The 22,471-nt window shown below is 57.1% G+C and carries 20 protein-coding genes and 1 pseudogene; 13 read left to right on the forward strand and 8 right to left on the reverse strand.

The window, feature by feature from the left end; translation table 11 throughout:
- Window positions 1–14: 14 nt before the first annotated feature.
- The 4 genes from BDD14_RS13210 to BDD14_RS13225 all read right to left on the reverse strand — a co-directional run bounded on the left by BDD14_RS13210 (window position 15) and on the right by BDD14_RS13225 (window position 5,891).
- Window positions 15–2,075, reverse strand: a complete 2,061-nt coding sequence (locus tag BDD14_RS13210; RefSeq protein WP_130419208.1) for a B12-binding domain-containing radical SAM protein — start codon at window positions 2,073–2,075, stop codon at window positions 15–17.
- A 44-nt stretch (window positions 2,076–2,119) separates the two neighbouring features.
- Window positions 2,120–2,359 (reverse strand): hypothetical protein, encoded by a 240-nt coding sequence (locus BDD14_RS13215; RefSeq protein ID WP_130419209.1) that lies wholly within the window; start codon window positions 2,357–2,359, stop codon window positions 2,120–2,122.
- A gap of 89 nt (window positions 2,360–2,448) precedes the next feature.
- Complete coding sequence (locus BDD14_RS13220; protein WP_130419210.1) at window positions 2,449–5,310, reverse strand: protein kinase domain-containing protein; 2,862 nt, start codon at window positions 5,308–5,310, stop codon at window positions 2,449–2,451.
- A complete protein-coding gene (locus BDD14_RS13225; protein WP_130423086.1) occupies window positions 5,307–5,891 on the reverse strand; it encodes a sigma-70 family RNA polymerase sigma factor in 585 nt (194 codons plus the stop codon). The genes BDD14_RS13220 and BDD14_RS13225 overlap by 4 nt, the downstream gene beginning before the upstream one ends.
- A gap of 188 nt (window positions 5,892–6,079) precedes the next feature.
- Between BDD14_RS13225 and BDD14_RS13230 the strand changes: the two genes are divergently transcribed.
- Complete coding sequence (locus BDD14_RS13230; protein ID WP_130419211.1) at window positions 6,080–6,538, forward strand: hypothetical protein; 459 nt, start codon at window positions 6,080–6,082, stop codon at window positions 6,536–6,538.
- Between the two features lie 784 nt (window positions 6,539–7,322).
- Here BDD14_RS13230 and BDD14_RS13235 read toward each other — a convergent pair.
- Window positions 7,323–7,937, reverse strand: a complete 615-nt coding sequence (locus BDD14_RS13235) for a TetR/AcrR family transcriptional regulator (RefSeq protein WP_130419212.1) — start codon at window positions 7,935–7,937, stop codon at window positions 7,323–7,325.
- 109 nt (window positions 7,938–8,046) lie between these two features.
- Between BDD14_RS13235 and BDD14_RS13240 the strand changes: the two genes are divergently transcribed.
- The 9 genes and pseudogenes from BDD14_RS13240 (at window position 8,047) to BDD14_RS13280 (ending at window position 16,350) form a co-directional block, all read left to right on the forward strand.
- Window positions 8,047–9,417 (forward strand): TolC family protein, encoded by a 1,371-nt coding sequence (locus BDD14_RS13240; RefSeq protein ID WP_207231732.1) that lies wholly within the window; start codon window positions 8,047–8,049, stop codon window positions 9,415–9,417.
- Window positions 9,414–9,683 (forward strand): YtcA family lipoprotein, encoded by a 270-nt coding sequence (locus tag BDD14_RS13245; protein ID WP_130419214.1) that lies wholly within the window; start codon window positions 9,414–9,416, stop codon window positions 9,681–9,683. Before BDD14_RS13240 ends, BDD14_RS13245 begins: the two co-directional genes overlap by 4 nt.
- A 13-nt stretch (window positions 9,684–9,696) precedes the next feature.
- Window positions 9,697–10,881, forward strand: a complete 1,185-nt coding sequence (locus tag BDD14_RS13250) for an efflux RND transporter periplasmic adaptor subunit (protein ID WP_130419215.1) — start codon at window positions 9,697–9,699, stop codon at window positions 10,879–10,881.
- Between the two features lie 9 nt (window positions 10,882–10,890).
- Complete coding sequence (locus BDD14_RS13255; RefSeq protein WP_130419216.1) at window positions 10,891–12,657, forward strand: FUSC family protein; 1,767 nt, start codon at window positions 10,891–10,893, stop codon at window positions 12,655–12,657.
- Window positions 12,658–12,761: 104 nt separating this feature from the next.
- Entirely contained in the window at window positions 12,762–14,174 is a 1,413-nt protein-coding gene (locus BDD14_RS13260; protein WP_130419217.1) for an FAD/NAD(P)-binding protein, read from the forward strand.
- A 13-nt stretch (window positions 14,175–14,187) separates the two neighbouring features.
- A complete protein-coding gene (locus BDD14_RS34485) occupies window positions 14,188–14,418 on the forward strand; it encodes a chloride channel protein (protein ID WP_130419218.1) in 231 nt (76 codons plus the stop codon).
- 148 nt (window positions 14,419–14,566) lie between these two features.
- Complete coding sequence (locus tag BDD14_RS13270; RefSeq protein WP_130419219.1) at window positions 14,567–15,499, forward strand: LysR family transcriptional regulator; 933 nt, start codon at window positions 14,567–14,569, stop codon at window positions 15,497–15,499.
- 69 nt (window positions 15,500–15,568) lie between these two features.
- Window positions 15,569–15,805 (forward strand): annotated as a pseudogene (locus tag BDD14_RS13275) (phospholipase domain-containing protein); the annotation flags it as partial.
- A 14-nt stretch (window positions 15,806–15,819) separates the two neighbouring features.
- Window positions 15,820–16,350: a DUF2911 domain-containing protein gene (locus BDD14_RS13280; protein ID WP_130419221.1), complete on the forward strand. Its 531-nt coding sequence runs from the start codon at window positions 15,820–15,822 to the stop codon at window positions 16,348–16,350.
- A 65-nt stretch (window positions 16,351–16,415) separates the two neighbouring features.
- Here the strand turns inward: BDD14_RS13280 and BDD14_RS13285 are convergent, their stop codons facing one another.
- The 3 genes from BDD14_RS13285 to BDD14_RS13295 all read right to left on the reverse strand — a co-directional run bounded on the left by BDD14_RS13285 (window position 16,416) and on the right by BDD14_RS13295 (window position 18,732).
- On the reverse strand, window positions 16,416–16,721 hold the full coding sequence (locus tag BDD14_RS13285) for a MoaD/ThiS family protein (protein WP_130419222.1): 306 nt from the start codon (window positions 16,719–16,721) through the stop codon (window positions 16,416–16,418).
- Complete coding sequence (locus BDD14_RS13290; RefSeq protein WP_130419223.1) at window positions 16,718–17,833, reverse strand: WD40/YVTN/BNR-like repeat-containing protein; 1,116 nt, start codon at window positions 17,831–17,833, stop codon at window positions 16,718–16,720. Before BDD14_RS13290 ends, BDD14_RS13285 begins: the two co-directional genes overlap by 4 nt.
- Window positions 17,834–17,916: 83 nt before the next feature.
- Entirely contained in the window at window positions 17,917–18,732 is an 816-nt protein-coding gene (locus tag BDD14_RS13295; protein ID WP_130419224.1) for a VOC family protein, read from the reverse strand.
- Between the two features lie 98 nt (window positions 18,733–18,830).
- Between BDD14_RS13295 and BDD14_RS13300 the strand changes: the two genes are divergently transcribed.
- From BDD14_RS13300 to BDD14_RS13310, 3 genes are all read left to right on the forward strand, one after another.
- A complete protein-coding gene (locus BDD14_RS13300; RefSeq protein WP_130419225.1) occupies window positions 18,831–19,478 on the forward strand; it encodes a TetR/AcrR family transcriptional regulator in 648 nt (215 codons plus the stop codon).
- 211 nt (window positions 19,479–19,689) lie between these two features.
- The gene (locus BDD14_RS13305; protein WP_130419226.1) at window positions 19,690–21,879 is read left to right on the forward strand and encodes an alpha-amylase family protein; all 2,190 of its coding nucleotides are present in this window, start codon (window positions 19,690–19,692) and stop codon (window positions 21,877–21,879) included.
- A gap of 64 nt (window positions 21,880–21,943) precedes the next feature.
- Window positions 21,944–22,414, forward strand: a complete 471-nt coding sequence (locus tag BDD14_RS13310) for a DUF1254 domain-containing protein (RefSeq protein ID WP_278045524.1) — start codon at window positions 21,944–21,946, stop codon at window positions 22,412–22,414.
- Window positions 22,415–22,471 lie beyond the last annotated feature (57 nt).

A 22,471-nucleotide genomic window follows, 5' to 3' on the forward strand; every position in this document is an offset into this window, starting at 1 on the left:
ACTTTTTTGCCGAACTATGTGGGGATACCTCCAGGAGTCCGGTATATATCCACGAAGCCAGCCGCGTGTGCCCCGCTTAGTAGTCTTCTGGATACATAGCTCCTCGCCTCTTCCTCCAACTGCGGAAGATCGTCCGCTAGTCTATCGAGGACCTTGGCAACTGTCTGGCTGCCGTCGCACACCTTGATAACAGCAGCCAGTGAAGTCGAGATCTCAACTAACCGAAGGGTGCCCTTGTCATCGACCCGCGTGGCATAGAAGACTTCCCCCCGCTGCTCAGGTTCCGTTCGGGCCGCAATCGAAGTGACGATCTCCTCCAACTTGTATTCAAGCTTCAATGTTCGAGTCGTGCCTCTGGCACGGGGAACGTCCGCCGGCTGCAGCGGCTCGCCTACAGCAATGGCAACATGCTCGGCACAAGCATTCTCCTGTGCTTCTCCAGCAGCGGTTAGCATTTCTTCCGCGCGTACCAAAGCACGGACGGCAGGATTCTCCAGGAGGCGATGCTCGCTCAGGAAGCGCAGGAAGTCCCCGCGAAAGAGGCTTCCGACATAGTATCGACGGAGATCAGACCCGATCAGGTCCCCACGAAGTTTCACCCGCCAGGTGCGCCACTCTTCGTGAAAGCAAAGCAGATCTGTCGCCTGGTCGATCGAACACAGCAGCCAGCGGAAGCACTCGACCGTCATGCTGAGGAACTCGCGCAACTCGAAGAGCACATCGCGATCTAATCCCTTCACCGGGATCATGTAGAAGTTCGGAAAGATATCAGGGTAACTCCGAATCAAGGCAAGGTCCTGCCGGCTCTGGGTAAGTCCCTGATGCGACATATCGGAACACAACTCTTCCAGCACCATCTCGTTTTTGTGGTCCGCGTGAATCGGCGTTCCTGCCAGAGGAGCCAGTATGTTCAACTGAGGATGCGACCGCGCATGTCGCGCCGCATACGTGAAGATTCGCAGCGTGCCGCGAAGATCCTCCCAATCCTCCTCGGGAAAGCCGGTGATGAGCGCCGCCGTTGTCTTCATCCCAACCTGCTCGGCTATGTCGAGCATCTCCCTTGCACGCTCCAGATCGAGATCTTTATCGATCACCCGTTGCATCTTCTGGGAGCCTGTCTCGATTCCAAAAAAGATGCTCCGGCAACCGCTTCGAGCCATGAGTTCCAGCAGTTCCCTGTCGACGCAATCCGTACGGGCGCTGCACTCCCATGTAAACCCCTCATCGCAGGCGAGCATCGCCTCGCAGAATGCGACGACACGCTTTCTGTCGACCGTAAACATATCGTGTACCAGTTTGAAGTGGTGGATACCGTAGACTTCTGCAATCTCTCTCATCTCCTTTAGCACCCTTGCAGGAGATCGAAGCCGGAACTTCCGCCTGAAGAAATCGTTGGTGGAGCAAAAAGTGCAGGAGAACGGGCATCCTCTGCCGAGTTCGATGGAAGCTGACGTGGACTTGGCAAGATACTTCGACAGGTGATATGCCGGCGGTGGAAGATCATCGAGGTCCTCGATCACCGGCGCATTGGGATTCCGTCTTACCCCGGTTCCGTCGCGGTAGGTAAGTCCGCGGACTTGCGAGAAGTTATAATCCCGGTGAAGTTCCTGGAACAGGGAGGGCAGGGTCTGCTCCACCTCGCCGCGGAGGATGAAGTCCACACAAGGAAAGGCAGCGAGGGTGGCAGCATCCACAACAGAAGCCTGCGGTCCGCCAAACAAAATCATCGCGTAGGGGCGGAGGTTCTTCACCGCGCGGGCCACGCGGATGCTTAAGGGATAGGTGCTGCAGATGGAACTGAACCCGTACAGATCGGCGTTTGAGCGAACGGCGATCTCCGCAAGATACTCCGCAAACGTGTCGGCGTGTAGCCCGCCCGGCATCGCGGCATACTCCAGATAGGCTGTATTTGCGTCGATAAGGTGAGGGATGTCTCCGCAGCTCTCGAGGACTGCGGCGACGCTCAAAATGCCAAGCTGCGGCAGCGAAGCGGCTAACTGCACCGCCTCGCTTAGCAGCTCTCCTTGGCTTCGAAACTCCGTGACAGTCGGAGCAGTAATCAGACAACAATGCATGGCTCGCCCTCGTCGACGACGGAGCCCGTGTACTCAGATCTCTACTAGCCTTCTGTTTTAAATATCACCGTCAGGCCCTTGCCAGAAGGAATCGGCCCCGACCCCGACGATAGCGCATGTATATCATTGCCATTGCTGCCAGAGGGAGGGTCGTTGTACCAAAAAAACGGATTAACTTCTAATTTCAGCGCAGCTGTCACTGCGGCGCCAACATCTTCTGGTGTTGCTTTATCCACGGGCACTTTGATCAATAGGAACGGTTCCTTTGTGTAATCCGCCATCATTCCACTCCAGAAGTAGAATTTTTTGGATCCCCAGGGTTTGGCTATTCTAGTCCAGGAAAGATTCGCGTGCTGCACTATCATGATTTTTTTTATCGGTTCACAAGCGATCCAAGCCAGATCGTCGAACTCTGCTCCCCCAGGTTGAAGTAAATCGAATCCCCGTCGACGGAAAGATTCCGTGCTGTCGTCAACACGTTGTCGATCGATGCCCGCTGGTTGTGAAAATGAGCTACAGCAAACGAAGTGCCTGCCGATTCAGCTATCTCAGGGGAAAATGCCTGCCCGTAGATACAGGAAAAGCCATCCTTGTTTGAGAAGTAAAAGATGGTGTGACCATCGCCAGACCAACGTGGATGTTCCGGCGAAACACCTGTATCCGGAATCGGGATCCACTTTCCTTCTACCTTCGCGGTAGATCGGGGAAGATGCACTGCAAAAATTTGCTTACGATCACCTTTTGTCTCGGTAAAGAGCATCATCTCGTTTGCGGGGGACCAACTGGAATCGCTCAGATCAGCGCCATCCTCCTGCAGTACAACCCATGAATGGCCCGTGCGCGGATCCGCCATCTTGATCACGGAAGGCATGCCCTCTCGATAGAAGAAAGCACGATCAGTATCGAACCATGCCGTCGGCGCTCCACATCCGCGACAGAGGCGCCGCACCGGACCCTCTCCCACCCTGATGTTGATGGAGGTGACTTCGTTCGTTAAATCGGTCTGTTCATAGGCCAGCAGTTGGCCTGTCTTATCGACGATCGGCGATCGCGTGGGCATGCCGGGATTTACCAGCAGAGATTCGGAGACCTCGAGGTTATCCCTGATCCAGATGCTTCGCCTGCTCCCCCTTCCTCTCGTGAAGACGAGCCATCTTCCCCCCTCTGAAACGAAGGGAGAGCTGTCGATCTGCGCATCCTCCGTAATCTTCGACAGGGTGACCTCACCCGGATGCGGTGCCCGATCGATTCGCCATATATGAAGTGCGCCTGACTTGCGCGTGAACGCGATCGCTCCGTTGTTCGCGATGGAGGGATTGAGGTCCCTGGCGTTTTCCTTGAGGAGCTGCCTGGGCGCACCTACAGACGTCCATGTCTGCGGATCCAGCTTGATCGTCCAGAGGTTGACCTGTAATCCACTGGGCCCACAGCCGAACACAAGCCCACTGTTACCCCAGAATATTTCGGCAGGTTGCGACATGATGAGGCCATCACTCCGGAGACGTCTCATGACGTGGGTATTCACGATCCTGCGTCCATCCCGACTTGTAATCCACCACTCCGAGCATCCTGACAAGGCCTTGTCTGCTTTCTCGCATCCCGAGAACATAATTCTTTGTCCATCGGGGCTCCAGACTGGAAGACGCGAATCCTGAAAGCTCTTCGCAATCTGGACAGGCTGGCCTCCTCGCAAAGGGAGCAGGAAGGCCTTACCGGATGCAACGCTTGGGTCGGGATCGCCGGTCCAGTACACCAGGCTCTTACCGTCGGGCGAGATCAGGGGATTTCGGCCGCGTGGAACGAGCAGGACTTCCTTTCCCGCGTGAACGTCTTTCAGATAGATCCCCCCTCCGTCCCGCTCGGAACGAAAGGCTACTGCACTTCCGTCTGGCGATATGCTCGGGCTGACATCTCGCGCAGAGACGCTCGTTAACCGAGAGGGTCGCCCACCCGGAAGTTGTTGGAGAAAGATGTCCAGATTTCCGGTATCGGAGCGATCGGACGAATAGACGATCACGTGGCCATCTCTCGACAGGCTGGGACTTTCCGATTCATCGGTGTCCGGAGTCAATTGGACAATCTCACAGATCCGGCACTTGTTCCTGGCTCTCAACCAGAGAACGCCTCCACCGGCCATGACCCCCATCAACAGCACTGCCGCGACGATGCGCCGTGGAGTGCCAAAGATCCCGGGCGGAGCCAATGCAGCGGCCACATTCTCGATCGCGGGATAGCGATCCTTGGACTCTCGCTGCAGACATCTTCGGATCACACCTTCCCATCGAGCCGGAAACTCTTTCTCCGGCAGCTTCAGGGTTTCCTTTTCCGACTGAGGTTTGGGCGTGGACCACTCAGGAAGCGAACCCGTCACCATCTCGCACATGACGACGCCCAACGAATACTGGTCTGCGAGCGGTCCCACCTCCCCGTTCTCCTCCTGCTCGGGAGCCATATAGCCGCGCGTTCCGATTCCTCCCGGTTCGGCCAGTCCGCCGGCCGCTCTCAGCATCTTCAAGGACAGCCCAAAATCGGTGATCACCGCCCGCATCTTCCCGGTGACTCCCGGAATGAGGATGACATTGCTGCTCTTGAAGTCGCGGTGCACAAGGCCGGCCGCATGAGCCGCGCCGAGTCCATCGACCATCTGCCGGCACACGCTCAGCGCAAGGGCGGGGCGAAGAGGGCCACGGGTCCGAATCCATTCCAGAACAGTCTCTCCCCGCAACAGTTCCATACTGAGAAACCAGACCAGCTGTCCATCTTCCAGGGAATGACTGAACAACTCGTGTACGCGACAGATATTCGGGTGAGAGACCTCCCGCGCCTGTTTTACCTCTTGCTTGAAGCGCTCAATCACCTCGACGTTCGAAGCGATCTGCAGGCGGATCGTTTTAAGCGCGACCGCCTCGTCTAACTCTGTATCCCACGCCTCGTAGACCTCGCCCATTCCGCCACGGCTAAGGAATCTCAGGATCTCAAATCGTCTCGCATAGATGCTTCCTGTCTCTAGAACAGGCTCATCGCGAACAGGTTCGATATAGGTATGTAAATCGGCGGCGGGCTTCTCCATGAATCCGTCCGTGCTGGCGTTCGCTCGCAGAAGTCGCAGCACTTCGGCTTCAAGTTCCCTATCTTCACCTGCCGAACTGTGCACAAAGGCTGCCTGCTCCTGTGCCTGCAGATCCGCCGCGGCGTCAAAAATACTTTTGATCTCGCGCCACCGTTCGGCATTCATGGGGCACCATGCGGATCCTTCGTAAGCTCTGTATGAAGCCACGCCCGCGCCATCGTCCAGTCCCGCTTCGCCGTCCGCTCGGAGATTCCCATCACCTCGGCGATCTCCTCAAAGTCGAGTCCCGCAAAGAAACGCATCTCTACAATCTGGCACTGACGCTGGTCCCAGGTCGCAAGCCGCTCCAGTGCCTCGTTCAGCGCCAGGAGATCGACTACCTTCTCAGGAGTTCCAAGTCCGGACTCAAGCTCAACTTGCTGGTGAGCGCCGGGACGCTTATCCGCGTTCGCAGCCCTGGCGTGATCGACAAGCACCCTGCGCATCACCCGCGATGCCAGTGCAAAAAAATGCGCACGGCTCTGCCAGTCCACCTTGCTCGTGCCTGCCAGTTGAAGAAACGCCTCATGCACCAAAACAGTGGACTGAAGCGTGTGATTCGGCCGCTCATGCCGCATGTGTTTCGCAGCGATAGCGTGGAGTTCCTTGTAGATGAGTGGCACGAGATCAGACGCGGCGTCGGAATCCCCTACCCTCATCCGCTGCAAAAGCACCGTCACATCATGTTCAGGGACATCTCTGCTCATGGGCATCGGCGGAGGTCCAATCTTTCAAGTTTGGAAAGAGTGTACTCCTTCCGCACTTTCAGACTGGCTGCTCATTCGTCTGCGCTGGAATAAGAAACTCTCTGTGCCCGTGGCGCGATTTCTTCTGGCCTTCGCATTAACGAGTAGACAGATGGAGTCACAACCACTGTCCTAAAGGAGACACGATCATGAACTTCATCTCTCTCAAATCCGTGCTCACCCCCTCAGTCCTCGCCTGTGCTCTCACGCTCGGCTTGTTTGCACCAGCATCCCGTGCCAGCGCTCAGACCACCCTCCACGTCGTGGCCGATATCCCGTTCGACTTTCGTAGCGGCTCCGAGATGATGCCCGCCGGGAAGTACGAAATCAAGGCGTTGTCCAGCCATGTTCTGGTCCTGCGCGGAACAACCCAGAACAGGTCGCAGCTCCTGATCGCCAGAGGTACTCTAACGCTCAAGCCGTCCGACCGCGGCAAGCTGGTATTCCACCGCTACGGAAGCAAGTACTTCCTCTACCAGGTGTGGTCGCCAGGTCAGTCGGACGGTTTCGAGCTTCCGAAGGGCCATGCGGAGAAGGAAGCAATTCGCGCGGCAAATACCCCCGCACCTACGACGACAGAGCTCGCTTTGAACGAGCCGCTACGCTAACCCTGACAGCCGGCCATGGGTTCTCCCATCGGCCGGCTGCCTCTCCCCTGTGGAATTAACTACCTCGAAATTCGAGATCGACGGAGGTGCGTCATGCTTCACACCAACCAACATCCTGATCACTCCGGCTCTCGGACCGCGTCACTTCTCAATAGGATCATGGCCGAATGCGAAGGCTTCGGTGCTCGCTACCAGTACTCCCCCCGCCTCATGTTCGCTGGCGCGGTACTCACCGCGATTCGACGGTCCAGATCCGCCATGATCCTGTGATAATACGGCGGTGACCTGCGGACTAACTATAGAATCGGGCTCCGGGATCAACCATCAGGTAAGACGTCGGCGCAAATACGCGCCGCGAAGGATCACCCAAGGGCATCACAAGCCTCACAAGCGGTAGTTAGAAAATCGTCTCTCTGGGCGACCATTTACCTTCAATCATTTAGTGATGGACAAAGAGAGTTGGGAAGAACTCAAGGAACGGAAAGAAACAATAGCGATTTTTTTCGCTATACCTGGCCGCTGATCTGGTCCCTGTCTCTTCAACAAACATTGGCAACGGTTGCATTTTGCGCCTGTTGCTTGTCTGCCGTTACTGGATTTTGCATACGCCCCAGAGTCATTACCGGCGAAGAATGCCGCAATAGTTCATGGGTCAGCTTCACGGATGCGCCGGAAGAACGATTTTCGGGGGATGTGATTCATTTTTAGCGTCTTGCCGCTTTGACCTTCCATAACACCAAGGTTATAGAGCTTCATTGCAAGGGCAACCGTGACATAGAAAGCCTTAGCTCCGCGAGCCGGCCTGCCCTCGACCGAGTAGGAGGCCAAACGTTGTCTCCAAGTCTCGAAGTGCGTTAGTTCGGTTGAGCGCATAGGGCTGAGGGTGTGCCAAAAGCAGCGCCATCGTGCCATGTGCACTGGCCATCATGCGCCGCAGCGCCGCGTCGACGTCAGCCGGTCGCGTCTCTGGCGGTAGCAGCACGCTTACTGTCTCCCGCACGCCTGCCAAAAATCCCCGCGCCAAGCTCTCCCGAGTCTCGATCACCTTGGGGTCGGGATGGCGGACCAGGAAGATCAAGCTGTAATGATCCGGATATTGCAGGGCAAATCGAAGCAGGGCCGCAGCGAACAGATGGATCTTCTTCCATGGATCATCCGTCTTCGCCATCTCTGCCATCATGCGCGTGGCGAACTGTTGATAAAGGTCTGCGCAGACATGCTGAATCAAGGCTTCCTTGCTTTCGAAATGGCGATACGCTGCCATTTGCGAGTATCCAGCCTCGGCGGCGACGCGACGCATCGACACCGCCTCGTAGCCCTCCTCCGCAAAGATGCGTGCCGTCGCTGTCACCAGCCGCTGCTTTACGCTTATCTCTTCGGATAGCATATTCTTCTTCACTCCCTCACCTTACAGCGAAGCTGTTTACAGTGTAAACTGAATCTAACAGAATTTCGCATCATCTTATGTATACGGTGTAAACGTGAAGTCCGGCCTTCCAATCCTACTGATGCTTTCCTCATTTGCTGCAGCCCAGCAGACGACCTGCACCCGTATCCTCACGATGCGTGACGCACAGCGATGCACGGCGTCCATACCGGATAAGACACCGGAGCTGCTGCCGGATCATGTCTACTCATTGCCTGAGCTGATCGATCTAGCCGAGAATGCCAACCCTGAGACGCGGATTGCCTGGGCGGCGGCGCGTGCGCAACTTGAGCGCGCCGGTGTGGAACGCGCCGCCTATCTGCCGGTACTGGCCTTCGCCGCACAGGGCAGTGACGTGCGCGCCATCGTTCCATTCCCGCAACCCATTGCTCCGCGCGGCTATGTCACGGTGGAACAGCCGATCGCAAAGGCGCAACTGGAATTGGAATACGCGCTTCTCGACTTTCGTCGCGGAGCTAGGTTTGACGCTAGTCGGGACGCCGCCCTTGCCTCGACTCTTCGTCTCGGACGCACGCACCAGCAAGTCGCGTATAACACTGCGACGCTCTTTGCGAAGGCCCAGCTTGAGAACGGCCGCCTGGAGGCCGCAAAGACAATCCTCCATACCGCGGAGACGCTCGCCGAGAATGCGCAGTCCCAATTCGACAATGGACGCACCACACTGCCCGATCTGCAAAACGCGCAGGCGGGCGTAGCCGAAGCCCGCTTCGCCCTGGTCAGCGCCGAGGGCTCGGCAAAGAAATCCCGCCTTGCACTCACTGAGGCGCTCGGTGTGGAACCGACTACGGACATTCTTCTCGCTGCGCAGCATCAGTTCACACCTGAGGACGAGCTTGCACCTAAGGTTGATGATCTAATTCATGCCGCATGGAAGCAGCGACCCGATCTGCTTGCAAGGGCCGACGATCTGAAAAGTGCACAGGCGAATATCGAGTCAGCACACGCCGCCTATCTTCCTGCCGTCAAGCTCGCCGCCACTGGAGGACAGACTGCCACCTGGCCTTCGGCCGATTGGGGTCAGCTCGGCTACGCGAATGTCTCCACGTGGTCCGCCGCGGTGAACCTCCGCTGGGAGATATTCAACGGTGCGCGAAGCCATGAAGTTGCTGCCGCTCGTGCGGAAGCACGCTCTGCCTCTGAAGAACAGCGCGCCCAACAGGACCGTGTCACACGCGAGGTCTGGCAGGCGTACGTCGATCTACAAACAGCGTTTGAGCAGCAGCGCGCCGCGAAGGCCTTTCTTGATTCGACACAGACCTCGTATGACTCATCCCTTGAGGCCTATCAGTATGGCGTTCGCTCGCTTGTCGACGTCGTACAGGCCGAACGACAGCTCGCACAGGCCCGACTCGCCTCAGTTGACGCGGAAGCGCAACTCTCTCTAAGCGCCGCTGCGCTTACCTTCGCTACCGGTGCTGGAGTTCAACCATGAACGCAATCATGATCGCTCGACGCTTCGTTCTTCTGCCACTCGCTCTTTGCCTCGCCGGCTGCTCCCGCAATCCGAATCTCGAGATCCTCGGCAGCTACTTTCCCGGCTGGATGATCTGTCTCGTACTGGGCGTCGCCCTGACCGCGGTCGCGCACACCCTGCTTCGCCGCCGCCATGCGCATCACGCCATCGGCCATCCCGCATTGATCTATCCCGCGATGCTCGTTCTCTTCACCTGCATTCTGTGGCTCTGCCTCTTCGCCTGAAAGGACTCCTCTTATGACATCTCGAGGACCCATCTCCTATCGCCAGCTTGGATACGTAATCGTTGCCCTCGCCATCCTCGTGCTCACCGCCTCGGCCCTTCTGGTCGATCGCCAACCACGCACCGACGACGCGACCGTCCGCGCTAACACCATCGCGTTTGCTCCAGAGGTGGAAGGCCGGCTCGAGCACCTCTACGTACAGGACAATCAACCGATTCACAAAGGAGACCTGCTCTTCCAGATTGATCCCCGGCCGTACGAGTACGCATTGCAGCAGGCACGGGCGGAACGTGCCACCCTCGAAGGTCAAATCGAGGACGAACGCCGTCGCATCGCGGCAGAACGCTCCGCCGTCGGTGCAGCCACGGCTGGTGTCTCCGGATCGCAGAGCAACATCAGCGCATCGGAGGGAGCCCACCTTGCTGCGCAGGCTGCGGTCGAGCGCGCTCGTGCTGCGCAAATATCCGCAGAGGCACAGCTCCGCTTCGCGCAGAACGACTATAACCGTATTGAGCCGCTACTCAAGAAACACTTCGTCACCGTGCAGCAGGTAGATCAGACGGCTACTTCGCTTCATGTAGCCGAGGAAGCCGCGCACGCTGCAACGTCGCAACTGCTACAGTCACAGGCGCAGGAGCGTATGGCGTTTGCAGCGCAGCAGGCTGCAAACGCCAATCTGCTGGCGTCGCAATCCAAACTCAATGAGGCAGAACACACCGTCGACACACTTGAGACACTCATGGCGCAGCGCCCTTCGAAAGATGCGAAGGTTCTGCAGGCTAAGCTCAATCTGGCATGGACATCCGTGCGTGCGCCCTTCAACGGCTTCGTCACCGACATGAACATCTCGCAGGGCGCGTATGCTCACGTGGGCACGCCCATGTTCACCCTTATCGACACAAGTCGTTGGTGGGTGCTTGCCAGTTATCGCGAATCCAAACTGAAACACATTCGCCCTGGCTCGCATGTGGATGTCTATCTAATGGACAACCCGCACCGTCGCTTTGACGGCGTAGTGGACAGTGTCGGGCGCGGTGTCTTTCCTGAAGATGGTGCCGTCGCCGCCGGGCTGCCGCAGGTTGATCGCACGTTGAACTGGGTGCACCTTTCGGCACGCTTCCCGGTGCGCATCCGCATAACAAACCCGGATGCAGAGGCGTTCCGCATCGGCGCAACCGCCATCACCGTAGTGCGGTAGGAGAAGCCCGTGCCCACCCGCTGGAACCGCCTCATTACTGCCATCCACGACGAACTGAAACCGTACCCTGGCCGTACTCTCGGTACATTTCGCGATGCGCTCGCCATCGTGTTGGCGATGATTGCAGCCATGGTGCTGCAGTTGCCCGGAATCTCCCTCGCACTCGCGCTCATCCTCCTTCTGCAGCGCGAGAGCGCCGGCGTGACCTTTCGCACCGCTCTGGAAATCGCTGGAGGAGCGGCTCTGGGACTTGCCGGCGTGCTCCTATGGGTGCAGGCTACTGATGGCGTTGAGGTCATGCGCTTCCTCGGCGTCGCGCTTCTCGTCTTTACCGCCGGCTTCGGAATGGCGGCCTCTCGTTTCCCGCTCGTCTGCACCATGTTCGGCTTCTACGGCTTCGTTTTTCTCTCGTCGTGGGATACTCATCGCTCCGCGAGCGCTATTGTTACGACTTCGCTCTACCAACTCGCTTCGCTCTGCCTCGCTCTGGGCACGGCCGTAGTGGTCAACTTCTTCTTCGCAAACCGCCATCCGGCCGAGGCTCTCCATGAGGAACTGCACAAACGGTTGCAGCTTCTATGCGAGGTCTTCCAAGCGCTCGCATCGGCAACATCACACCGCCAGGCCTTCTCTGCGCTGCACCACAAGCTGCTGCAACTCGCCGCGGCCGGGGACGCTCCGCTGAACCAGCTTTACGAAGAGGCGAAGTCTTATGGGGCCGAACTCGAACCAGGTCTGCACTTCCGGATCGGTCTCTTGGCCCGGTCGATGAATACTGCAGCGGTGCTTCCTTTTGAGGAACACGATGCCCCATCAGCAGCAGCACTCGCCAGTATCTGCGAGACGCTTCTCGGAGGTTCGGCCAAGCCGCTTCCATTGCCGCCGCACGCTTCCATTGCCGCGCGGTCGCTCTATCTCAGGCTCAGCCAATACGCAACGGGTGCTCAGGTAACCGCACCAGCTCCGCAGGCGAGGGTCGAACCGGCAACGTCCTTCGCTCTTTTTCGCCCCGACGCCTTTCGCAACACCGCGGCTAGCATGTACGCGCTCAAACTCACGCTCAGCGCTATGATCTGTTACACCCTCTATAACGCCATTGCCTGGCCAGGCATTCTGACTTGCGTTGTAACCGTGTTGTTCACCGGACTGTCGACGACCGGAGCCATGAAGCAGAGGCAGATCTTTCGCTTGAGTGGTACATGCATCGGCGGGGCAATCGCCCTCTTTTCCGAGTCTGTCTTCTTCCCGAACATGGACTCCATCACGTCGCTTGTTCTTCTCGCTGGCGCTGTAGCACTGCTTTCAGCGTGGGTCTCGCGCAGCCCCTCCATCGGCTCCGTTGGCGTGCAGATTACTTTTGCATTCTTTCTGACCTCGCTCACAGGCTTCTCCGCCTCGGCCACGATAGCTCCTGCACGGGACCGTGTGATAGGCGTCGCCCTCGGCATCGCTGCCATGTGGCTTGTCTTCGATCAGCTTTGGCCTCTCCGTCCATCGCAGGCACTTCGACAGATCCGCGATCGTATTGCCACCAGTCGTGACGCCGTATTTGCAGCCTCAACCCTGGCGTCTCTCGGCACACTCCGGCAACAGGTCTCCGCAGACCTGGCGACCATGCAGACTCTGACGCTCTCCGCGGCCTTCGACTTCGGACACGAACGCGGTCGGGAGTTCATCCGCAGCCGACGCCTCGGTCGCGAGATTGAAGCTGCCGCGGCTGAGTTCTATCTCGCGCTCCATTCGCTTGAGGTAGTCGGAGCGGACCACCGGCACTGACGCCTTCGGCTTCGCCGTTGTCCTGGTGATCGATCAGAAAGTCACTTATACCGCATAAGAATTTACGAATTCCGTAGACGGATGCTTCCGGCTAATGTCGAAGCATGACGACACCCAACGAAGTGGTCCAGACAATGGCGATCATCGGAGGAGGGGTAAGCGGAACCCTCACAGCATTTCATCTCGTTCGGGAGAGAACAGCTACGCGTGTGATCCTCATCGACCATCGTCCGGACTTTGGACTTGGCCTGGCGTATTCCACGCCCAGTCTTCGCCACCTCCTGAATGTTCCCGCTGGAAGCATCAGCGCGCTGCCCGATCAACCGGATCACTTTCTCGACTGGCTTCGCAGGCACCATGATCCGGCCGCGACAGCAAAGACTTTCGCTCCGCGTGCGGTATTTGGCCGCTACATCCAATCTCTGTTGGCATCGACGAATGGGCTTCAGCAGGAGATCGCAACGGTCGTAGACATCCGCTTGCACGGTTCCGGAGCAATACTGACCTTCCATGACGGGCGAGAGCTCCCGGCTAACCAGATCGTTCTGGCAACCGGAAACTTCGATCCTGCTCCTCTTCCGGGCATCACGAAAGCCGCCACCGATTCGGGGCTGTATCAACACGACGCATGGTCGCCAGCAGCCTACGAAGGACTGGATCACGATGCCCCGGTTACTCTGATCGGGACGGGTTTGACCTCTGTCGATGTCGTGCTGAGATTGCGTGAACTTGGTCATCGCGGCAAGATCATCGCCGTGTCACGTCATGGCATCTTTCCAAATCGGCATGACGACTACACTCCCTTGAGCTTCAGCGCAATTCCTCCAGACGCACCAGCTACCTCTCTCGCGTATCTTCGTGCCCTGCGCTCTACAATACGAGCGGGAGCGGAGTGGAGAGCTGCAATAGATAGTCTCCGCCAGACTACGAACAAACTATGGCTCCGTCTCCCTGTAGAAGAGCAGCGCCGCTTTCGTCGGCACCTGCAACGGAGATGGGAGGTCGTACGCCATCGCATGGCACCATCTGTTGCAGACATCATCGCGTCTGAGATACGAATTGGCACCTTGGAGATCCGCGAAGGTCATCTGAAGGCGGTCGATGCCACCGATGCGGGCGCTTTTATAACTATTCGGACACATGATGGAGACGATAGTTTCTCCGTTGATCGCGTCATCAATTGCACCGGCCCGAACATGACCTATCGCCGCATTCCTTCAGTTCTTCTCCAGAACCTGTTCAAGAGAGGGCTTGTCACGTCAGGGCCTTTAGGAACTGGATTCCACTGTTCGCGTGACGGCGCCGTCATCGACGAGAACGGTAAGGCTTCGGAGATCATCTTCAACCTTGGCCCAGGACGGCTTGGCGATCTTCTTGAATCCATCGCCGTTCCTGACATTCGTCAACAGGCTGTGCAACTAGCGGCAACGCTCGCCCGTCGCCTGAAGCAGAAAGATGAGCCAGCAGAAGGTGCAGCTCAGGAGACAAAGTCGCTATCGTGCTTCTTTGTCGTCTGATCGCCACTAGCATTTGCGTGGGGACGGCACTGTTGGCGGGGTGTTTACACCGACACTCTTCACCGGCGCTTCCTTCGGCTTCGTGGCAGGTCACCTGCTGCACACTCAGCATCCGGTTGTGCTCGCCATATACGGCACGGGTCAACTCATGGCGGCTGTGACATGTGCTCCTTTCATGGCGGGCTATGATGGCAGTAGAGCTGACCGGGCAGTGGCATCTTTTGCCGATCATTCTGCCATGTAGTCTGGTTACTTCGTGGATCGCCCGCGCTCTCTCGGATGAATCCTTATATGCCATAGCCAGCCCCGAGCCTACGCAATGAAAGGGGACGAAAGCTCATCCAGCAGTTGCAGCCCGTTTAGAATGCAACAAAAAGGAGACAGATCGAGTCATGATCGAGAACTTCCGGATTCGAGTGTTCAGAGCCGTTGCACACCATCTGAACTTCAGCCGTGCAGCGGAAGAGTTACTGCTCACCCAACCAGCCGTCACGCAGCAGATCAAGGCGCTTGAAGATGAGTTCGGTGTCCCCCTGTTCGATCGAGGCGGCGGCCATATCACGCTAACCGTCGGCGGAAAGGCACTCCTCCCTTTTGCCGAGAGGATAAAGAACCTTTCTGATGAAGCAATTGGCGCGGTCGCAGAGGCGTTTGGGCAACAGGCAGGCGAACTCTCTTTGGGCGCCTCTCAAACCATCGGCCAGTATCTCTTACCGACGTTCGTTGCTGGGTTTCGGAGAACAAACCCGAAGATCAAGGTGACGGCTCGAAGCGGGAATACGGACGAGATGATCGAAGCTCTCCTTGCAAGACAGATCCACCTGGCGCTCATCGAAGGGCCGGAACGGCGCAAAGACGTCCACATCGAACCCTTCATGGAAGATCACATGGTGCTTGTCGTTCCGGCAACTCACGGCTGGGCCAATCATGAAGTCAGTCTGGAAGACCTGAAGAGCGAACCTTTGCTGGTACGAGAATTTGGGTCGGGTTCCAGGCGGGTCGTCGAACAGGCCCTCTCGAAGGCAGGGATAAAGACAAAGGACCTCATCCTCAGTATGGAACTCGACTCGACCGAAGGTCTATTGAGCGCCGTTGAGGCAGGGCTTGGAGTGACCTTCGTATCGCGGTGGGCCGTTCGGAATCAGCTCTCACTTGGAACCTTGAAGGTAGCAAGAATACAAGGACTGAAGCTATCGAGGCGATTCTCGATGGCATATGCAGCCGGTCCGGCGCCTACAGGGATCATGGCTACCTTTCGTTCCTTCCTCCTCTCGCAGGCTATGGAGATCGCACCCAGAAGAATAGCCAAGACGCCTGCCTCTTAGCATGTCTGGTTTTCCGCCACAAACACGGAGGTGATCGTCCTTTCTTTTAACTGAAGAGTCCGTTCGTCAGCTCACAACAGCAGCTCGACATCATGCACCTTGAAGGTCACCAACTCCTACGATGCCAAAGATGTGCGACATCACACGATCGCTCCAGGCAAGGTCATTGAAGATCGTTGGATGCTTGCGTCCAGTTCCGGCTGGTTCGATATTTCGATCACCCAGGATTTGGCGCCATGCTTTGCCGGACACGTTGAAAACGGAAAGCCCAGCATCAGCGATCCGGCTGTATTCAAGGAAGCATAGACACCGGAGGAAATATGCTCAGCAAGGCAAACACATGGGCGGTGGGAGTGTTTTTGTACGCATCGCTCACCGCAGGAGCTCAAACGACGTTTTCACCCATCAGTGAGACATCAAGCCCCCTGCTAGAGAGTAGCGCCATGCTCAACGGCCAGAAGGTAACGGTCGACTACAGTGCCCCTTCACTTCGTGGCAGAAAAATCCTCGGGGAGTTAATTCCGGTAGGAACAGTCTGGCGCACCGGGGATAACGCAGCCACAACACTCACGACGCCAATCGACCTCAAGATTAGGGACTTATATGTTCCGGCAGGAACCTATTCGATGTATAGCATTGTCACGAAGAAGGGCTATCAGCTCATCATCAACAAGCAAACGGGCCAATCGGGTGCTGAATACGATCAGAGTCAAGACTTGGGTCGTACGCTCCTAAACACCAATGACACCGATGGCCCGATTGAACAACTCGTAATCGATTTCGAGAATACCCCGACAATAAAACTGAGCTCTATATCAAGTGGGGATACTCTGAGTCGTGGCTGCACATAACCGCTCAGCAAGCTATACAACCGCCAAAATAGCCATAACCAGATTGCGTGTACCGCCAGAAGCCATCAACCGCCGGCGATGGCACCGACGATGAGGAGTGGTTCTACCCCCTTGACTACCACGTCAGGCAACGGCTCATCAGAAGCGATGTGGGACAAGTCTTCTTCGCAAGCGAAAAAACGAATGAAAGGACGGCGAAGCTTGCTTGTGTGGTCTCGAATCGTCCCCTCAAGCATCGGATAAGCAATCTCAAGCGCGTCGAGGACTGATCTCTGCGTCACCGGGCCCTCAACCGAAACCTGCACCTCACGTGACGCTCCGGCCAGCTTAGAGAGGTGGGCAGGCAGTTCGATACGAATGGTTGCTTTCACGAAAGTGTCTGAACCTCGACCGAGAGAACCGCAGGGAGATCGTGAACAATGGCCTGCCAGTTGTTCCCCGAATCGTTTGAGGCGTAAACCTGTCCGCCTGTCGTGCCGAAGTAGACACCACAGGAATCAAGCGAGTCGACTGCCATCGCGTCCCGCAGCACATTTACGTAACAGTTGCTCTGTGGAAGTCCCTTGGTCAGAGGCTCCCACTCGTCTCCGCCCGACCGGCTCCTATATACCCGGAGCTGACCATCAACCGGGAAATGTTCAGAGTCACTTTTGATAGGAACGACGTAGAGAGTTTCAGGCTCGTGCGCGTGAACATCGATCGCAAAACCAAAGTCTGTCGGCAGGTTGCCGCTGATCTCTCTCCAGGAATCGCCAGCATCATCCGAGCGCATCACGTCCCAATGCTTCTGCATAAAAAGCCTGTCCGGACGAGATGGATGCATGGCGATGTGATGAACACAATGACCGACCTCCGCCGTCGGATCGGGAATGTGTTCCGAACGAAGGCCGCGGTTGATTGGCTTCCATGTCTGACCTCCATCGTCTGTTCGAAAAGCTCCGGCCGCAGAGATAGCGATGAAGATTCGCTGGGGATTCGTCGGGTCGAGAAGAATGCTGTGGAGGCACATGCCACCGGCGCCAGGTTGCCATGCAGGGCCCGTGCCGTGCTTGCGAAGCCCGGACAACTCCAACCACGAATTTCCTCCATCTTTGGAATGGAACAATGCCGCATCTTCTGCCCCGGCGTAGAGAGTGTCTGGGCAGGTAAGCGAAGGCTCGAAGTGCCAGACACGTTTGAACTCCCAGGGATGTGGCGTACCGTCGTACCACTGGTGCGTCCCAGCTTCGCCTTCATAGAGAAATTTGTTGCCCACAGCGTTCCAGGTAAGGCCACCATCGTCGGAGCGCTGCACCACCTGACCGAACCAACCGGAGGTCTGCGAGGCGTAGATGCGATCGGGGTCAGCGGGCGATCCCTTTAGATGGTAAATTTCCCATCCGGCGAAGTGTGGACCTGAGACTGACCAGTCTTTGCGCGTCCCGTCCGACGTAAGGATGAATGCGCCTTTGCGAGTTCCGACAAGCAATCTTACCCGGCTCATGTCTTTGCCCTCCAGAGAAGCTAGAACCAAACGAGTGCTGCGCACCCTCAAGAGTGTACGCAGCACTCCCTATGAAAGCATTACTAATTTCTGGTACCGACAACAGCGAATAGGACACCTTGCGGATCCGTGGCCAACACGATCCACATCGGCCCTGGAACCTCCTGCGGCTCCATGAGCACTTGGCCATTCTTTTCTCTAATTCGTGCAGTGGCGGCATCAATATCGCCCACAGTGAAGTAGAAGAGCCAGAAAGGCAGCGGAGCCTTACTCGGATCACGGGTCATCATGCCACCAATTCGCGCGCCGCCGTTGTTGAAGATCCTGTATGTCCCCATGGGTCCCATGTCCATAGTGCTATCTTCTGTCCAGCCAAAAAGGCTCGAATAAAAAGACCATGCTGTATCACCGTTGTTCGCAGAAAGCTCGTTCCAGCCAACAGTTTCAACGGATCCTGCAGGAGGACGTGGCGGAGCATATTCGAGCGACCCTTTGAAAAGAAGAAATGCCGCGCCCTGCGGATCCTCCACTGAAGCAAAGCGGCCAATTCCAGGAATATCCTGGGGTGGAAAATGAAGTTTGCCCCCAGCCTGCTCCACACGCTGAGCGTAAGAATCCACGTCATCGACGCCCACAAAGCCCGCCCATGTTGGTTTCATGCCGCCTCGAAGCATCTCAGGTGTGAGTTCCATAAGACCCGCAACGTCCATATCCCCGGCTGAAAAAAGCGTGTAGGGCATGCCCCCCGGATCACCGGAACTTTTCGTCTGCCATCCGATGACGTGAGAGTAAAAGGCTGCAGCTGCTTTTGCGTCCGTCGTTCTAAGTTCGTGCCAAACGAAATCGCCGCTCTTGGCGCGTGCTTGGGTTGTCAATTCTTGTTGGGCTGTTGTGCTCATCTTCGTGTTACCTCCACCGGAACCAGCCGGTTTCGATCTTTGCGTGCACCGTTCACGACAAGATATCAGAGGAAAATGTACACTGTCCACAACCCGACATGAAATCGAAAAAAACAACTCGTCCTCCAGTTCGGAAGACGTTTCGTCATGGTGATTTAAGAAGAGCCCTGCTGGAAGCAGGTGTCGCATTGGCACGTGACGGCGGCCCAAATGCGGTCGTGCTCCGAGAGGCAACGCGGCGCGCGGGGGTTGCCCCTAATGCGGCCTATCGCCATTTCTCCAGTCATAGTGATCTCTTGCAGGCAGTGAGGGCAAGCGCACTGTCATCACTCGCCATGGCCATCGAAAACGAGATCGCCGAGATACGACCCACAAAGAACAAGGGAGATGTGGCCCGGGCCACGCTGCGCGCCGTGGGAACCGGCTACTTGAGATTCGCCCTCACTGAGACGGGACTCTTTCGAACGGCGTTCTCAGTCCCGGACAAGGTAGAGGACGATCTCGACGCCGCCAAGACAGGCAAGAGTGGCCTCAACCCATTTCAATTACTCACTTCAGCTCTGGACCTGTTGACAGAGGCAGGCATCCTTCCACGTGAGCGTAGACCCGGAGCGGAATACCTTGCTTGGTCCTCGGTCCATGGTCTGGCTTTTCTTATCATCGAAGGTCCGCTCGGCAGCGCGTCTGACAAGGAGGTTCAGGCAATCTCGCAACGTCTCCTCCAGATGGTAGAAAAAGGCATTTGATTTTGCCTCGCGTCAGAGATCGAACCCGCTCTCCTCTGCACCCTTTACACCCTTCCTAGGCAGTCATTTACTTCATCGCATAGTATGAGGTGTTGGATAACAAGCTGATCCAATTGGGTCGTATAGAACTGCTAAGCCGACCTTCCATAACTCTTCCAATCTGATCTGTCGATTTCGGAGCGGCCAGTATGGGCCTAAAGGAGCTTTGAGCATGAGCATGACCCGACGGGACTTTGCACGATTAGGAGCGGGGATCTGGATGGCAACCACGGCAGAGGCACAACCGCTTGCAAGAACGATCCCTGAAGCCCGCTCGGCAGATGCGCAGCAAGCGCATGGCTCCTCTCAACCCTGGTACCGGACCATCAAGCGAATTGGTCAAACAAACTTCAATGAGATGGATGCGAAGTCGAATAAGGTCGACGTCTGGGCTGACTACTGGGCATCTGCAAGAGTGCAGGCCGTAGCATTGTCTGTCTCTGGCCCCGTTGCATTCTATCCCTCAAAGGTTCCCTTCTTCCATCACAGTCCATATCTGGAAGGTCGTGATCTTTTTGGTGAGTGCGTCCACGCAGCGAAGAAGCGCGGGATTCGTGTCTACGCACGAATGAGCCCCGACATTCAGTGGACCGATCCCCAACTGCTGGAGACACATCCTCTGTGGTTCCGCCACAACCAGGACGGCAGTTTGCAGTCGTCGGCTCCGAACATCGCTTTTACCTGCACCATGAGTGAGCATTATTCAAAGCAGCAGCCGGCGATCATCCACGAACTCAATGCGAACTACGATATCGATGGCGTGTACATGAACGGCTGGCCGACGATCCAGGTTTGCTACTGCGACAACTGCAAGGAGATCGGCGATCCACACTCCGCGGCCTACAGAGCAATGCTCATGAACCGAGTGGAGGAACTGATCAACCTGTACAAGGCTACCGTTCTGGAGAAGAGCCCAGATAACTTCTACTCCTGCAATCTGGGCGGAGGTTTGAAGGAGTCCGGCCTGGAACAGTGGCGTCTGACGCGCGACGCTCTCTGGTACACGGCAGACAATCAATCCCGTTCAGGCGTCGTCGCGCCGATTTGGCAGGACGCTCAGCAGGTCAAGTTTGCGCGCGCGCTCATGGGCGACCGCCCGGTTGCGGCGGTCACGGCGAGTTATGGTCGCGCCGGACAGATCATGTGGCGTCAGGTGACAGATACGACCGCAGAGCCAACCTGCCGCATGGCTCAGACGGCCGCCGCGGGTGGCATCGTCTGGTACCACTGGCTGGGGCTCGAACAGGGCTTTCAGGAAGATCGACGCTGGCAGGCGCCAGGGCGCGACTTTCTCTCCTGGCACGCAAAGAACGACGCACACTTTCATAACAAGCGCTCGCTTTCGAAGGTCGCAATCGTTGCGTCCTCTCGTTCCGTCACGGCGTACAAAGCGCCTTACCCCGAAGACCGCACCGACCATCTGGAAGGCATGTACGCCGCGCTCGTCGAAGCGCGCATCCCGTTCGACTTCGTGCATGATGAGGACCTGAATGCTAAGCGCCTTGCAGGTTATTCAGCCTTGATCCTTCCCAACGTCGCGTTGCTGTCAGATGCTCAGACGCAAGCGCTGGAACAATACGTGCAAACGGGCGGATCGTTGCTCGCAACCTTTCAAACCGGACTCTTTGATGAGCACGGCACGCCACGCTCCGATTTTGCACTTGGCAAGCTCTTCGGAATCCAGAAGGCAGGAGAGCCTGTCCGATCCTCCTCGCAAAAGACCGATCCCATCGGGGCGATTCATCTGCAATCCATTCGCAAGCGCGGGCCATTGAGCGAGGGATTTGAAGAGACCACATGGATTGCCGGTCCTGTGTGGAGGCAACCGATTGCTCCTTCTGCGGATGCCGACATGACTTTCATCAAGCCCTATCCGGTGTATCCGCCGGAGGCTGTCTACCAGCGTGAGGTGCCAAGTGATCTGCCGTCGATCGTTGCGCGGGAGGCTGGTAGCTCGCGGCTGGTGTACATGGCAGGCGATATGGACAGCTCATTCTGGAGGCTGGATCACCCAGACCTGGGACGCCAGATCGCAAATGCTGTTCGCTGGATTCTCAAGGACAGCAACGCCGTCGATGTCAGCGGAGACGGCTTGATAGAAGTCATTGCGTGGGAGACGGAGTCGGGGTTCGCCGTCCACATGTTGAACTACACCGGCGCGAACGCCTATCGCGGTCACATGCGCAAACCCGCAACGCTGACGGAACAGCAGGTTCGTGTGGTGTTGCCCAACGGAGCGAGAATCCGCAAAGCTTCCCTGCTTTACAAGGGCGAGTCTGCAAAGTTCACGCAGAATGGAAATATTGTCACCATTACTGTGCCAACTGTCGGCCTGTATGAAGTGTTAGGCCTCGAAGTCTAGGGCGGAAGAGGCACGATTTTACCTGGCTACTTTTGGGCATTTCCATGGTTCATGGCCACCACCCATCGGTAACGGGAAATGGGATGTCGTCAGCGATCTCACACTCGTCGTCACCGTGCCAAAGATCGAGCCCAACCGCTACTACACCGGGCAGATGGTCGACCTGTACACTTACAACTTCGCCTACCTTGGCACGCGCGCGTTCGGCAACGACGGCGGCACGTTCCTGATCGCTGGCCCGGGATGGAACGGCGCAACCCCCGCCGGGGTGAAGGCAGTCATCCGCTCCGAGACTCAGTTCGCGTACATCATCTTCCGCACGCAACTCTTCAACGTGGCCGATTTGCCGAAGGTGAATAAGATCCAGGCCGGATATCACGCTGAGCCTCTCAGCAACTTTACTCCACGCCCTCATCCGGCATCTTCCCCATCGTCAACTTCCTATTCCAGTTCTGCCCGCCGAGTCCTTCTGAGACAGCACTGCTCGCACGATTCGCGAAGATCAACATCGGCCCCGGGCAGACCTTCGACATAAACAAGTTTTCGCCGGAGATCCAACAGGCCATTAACGACGGCATCAAGGATTCGGATG

The organism is Edaphobacter modestus (genome assembly GCF_004217555.1).
GTDB lineage: Bacteria > Acidobacteriota > Terriglobia > Terriglobales > Acidobacteriaceae > Edaphobacter > Edaphobacter modestus.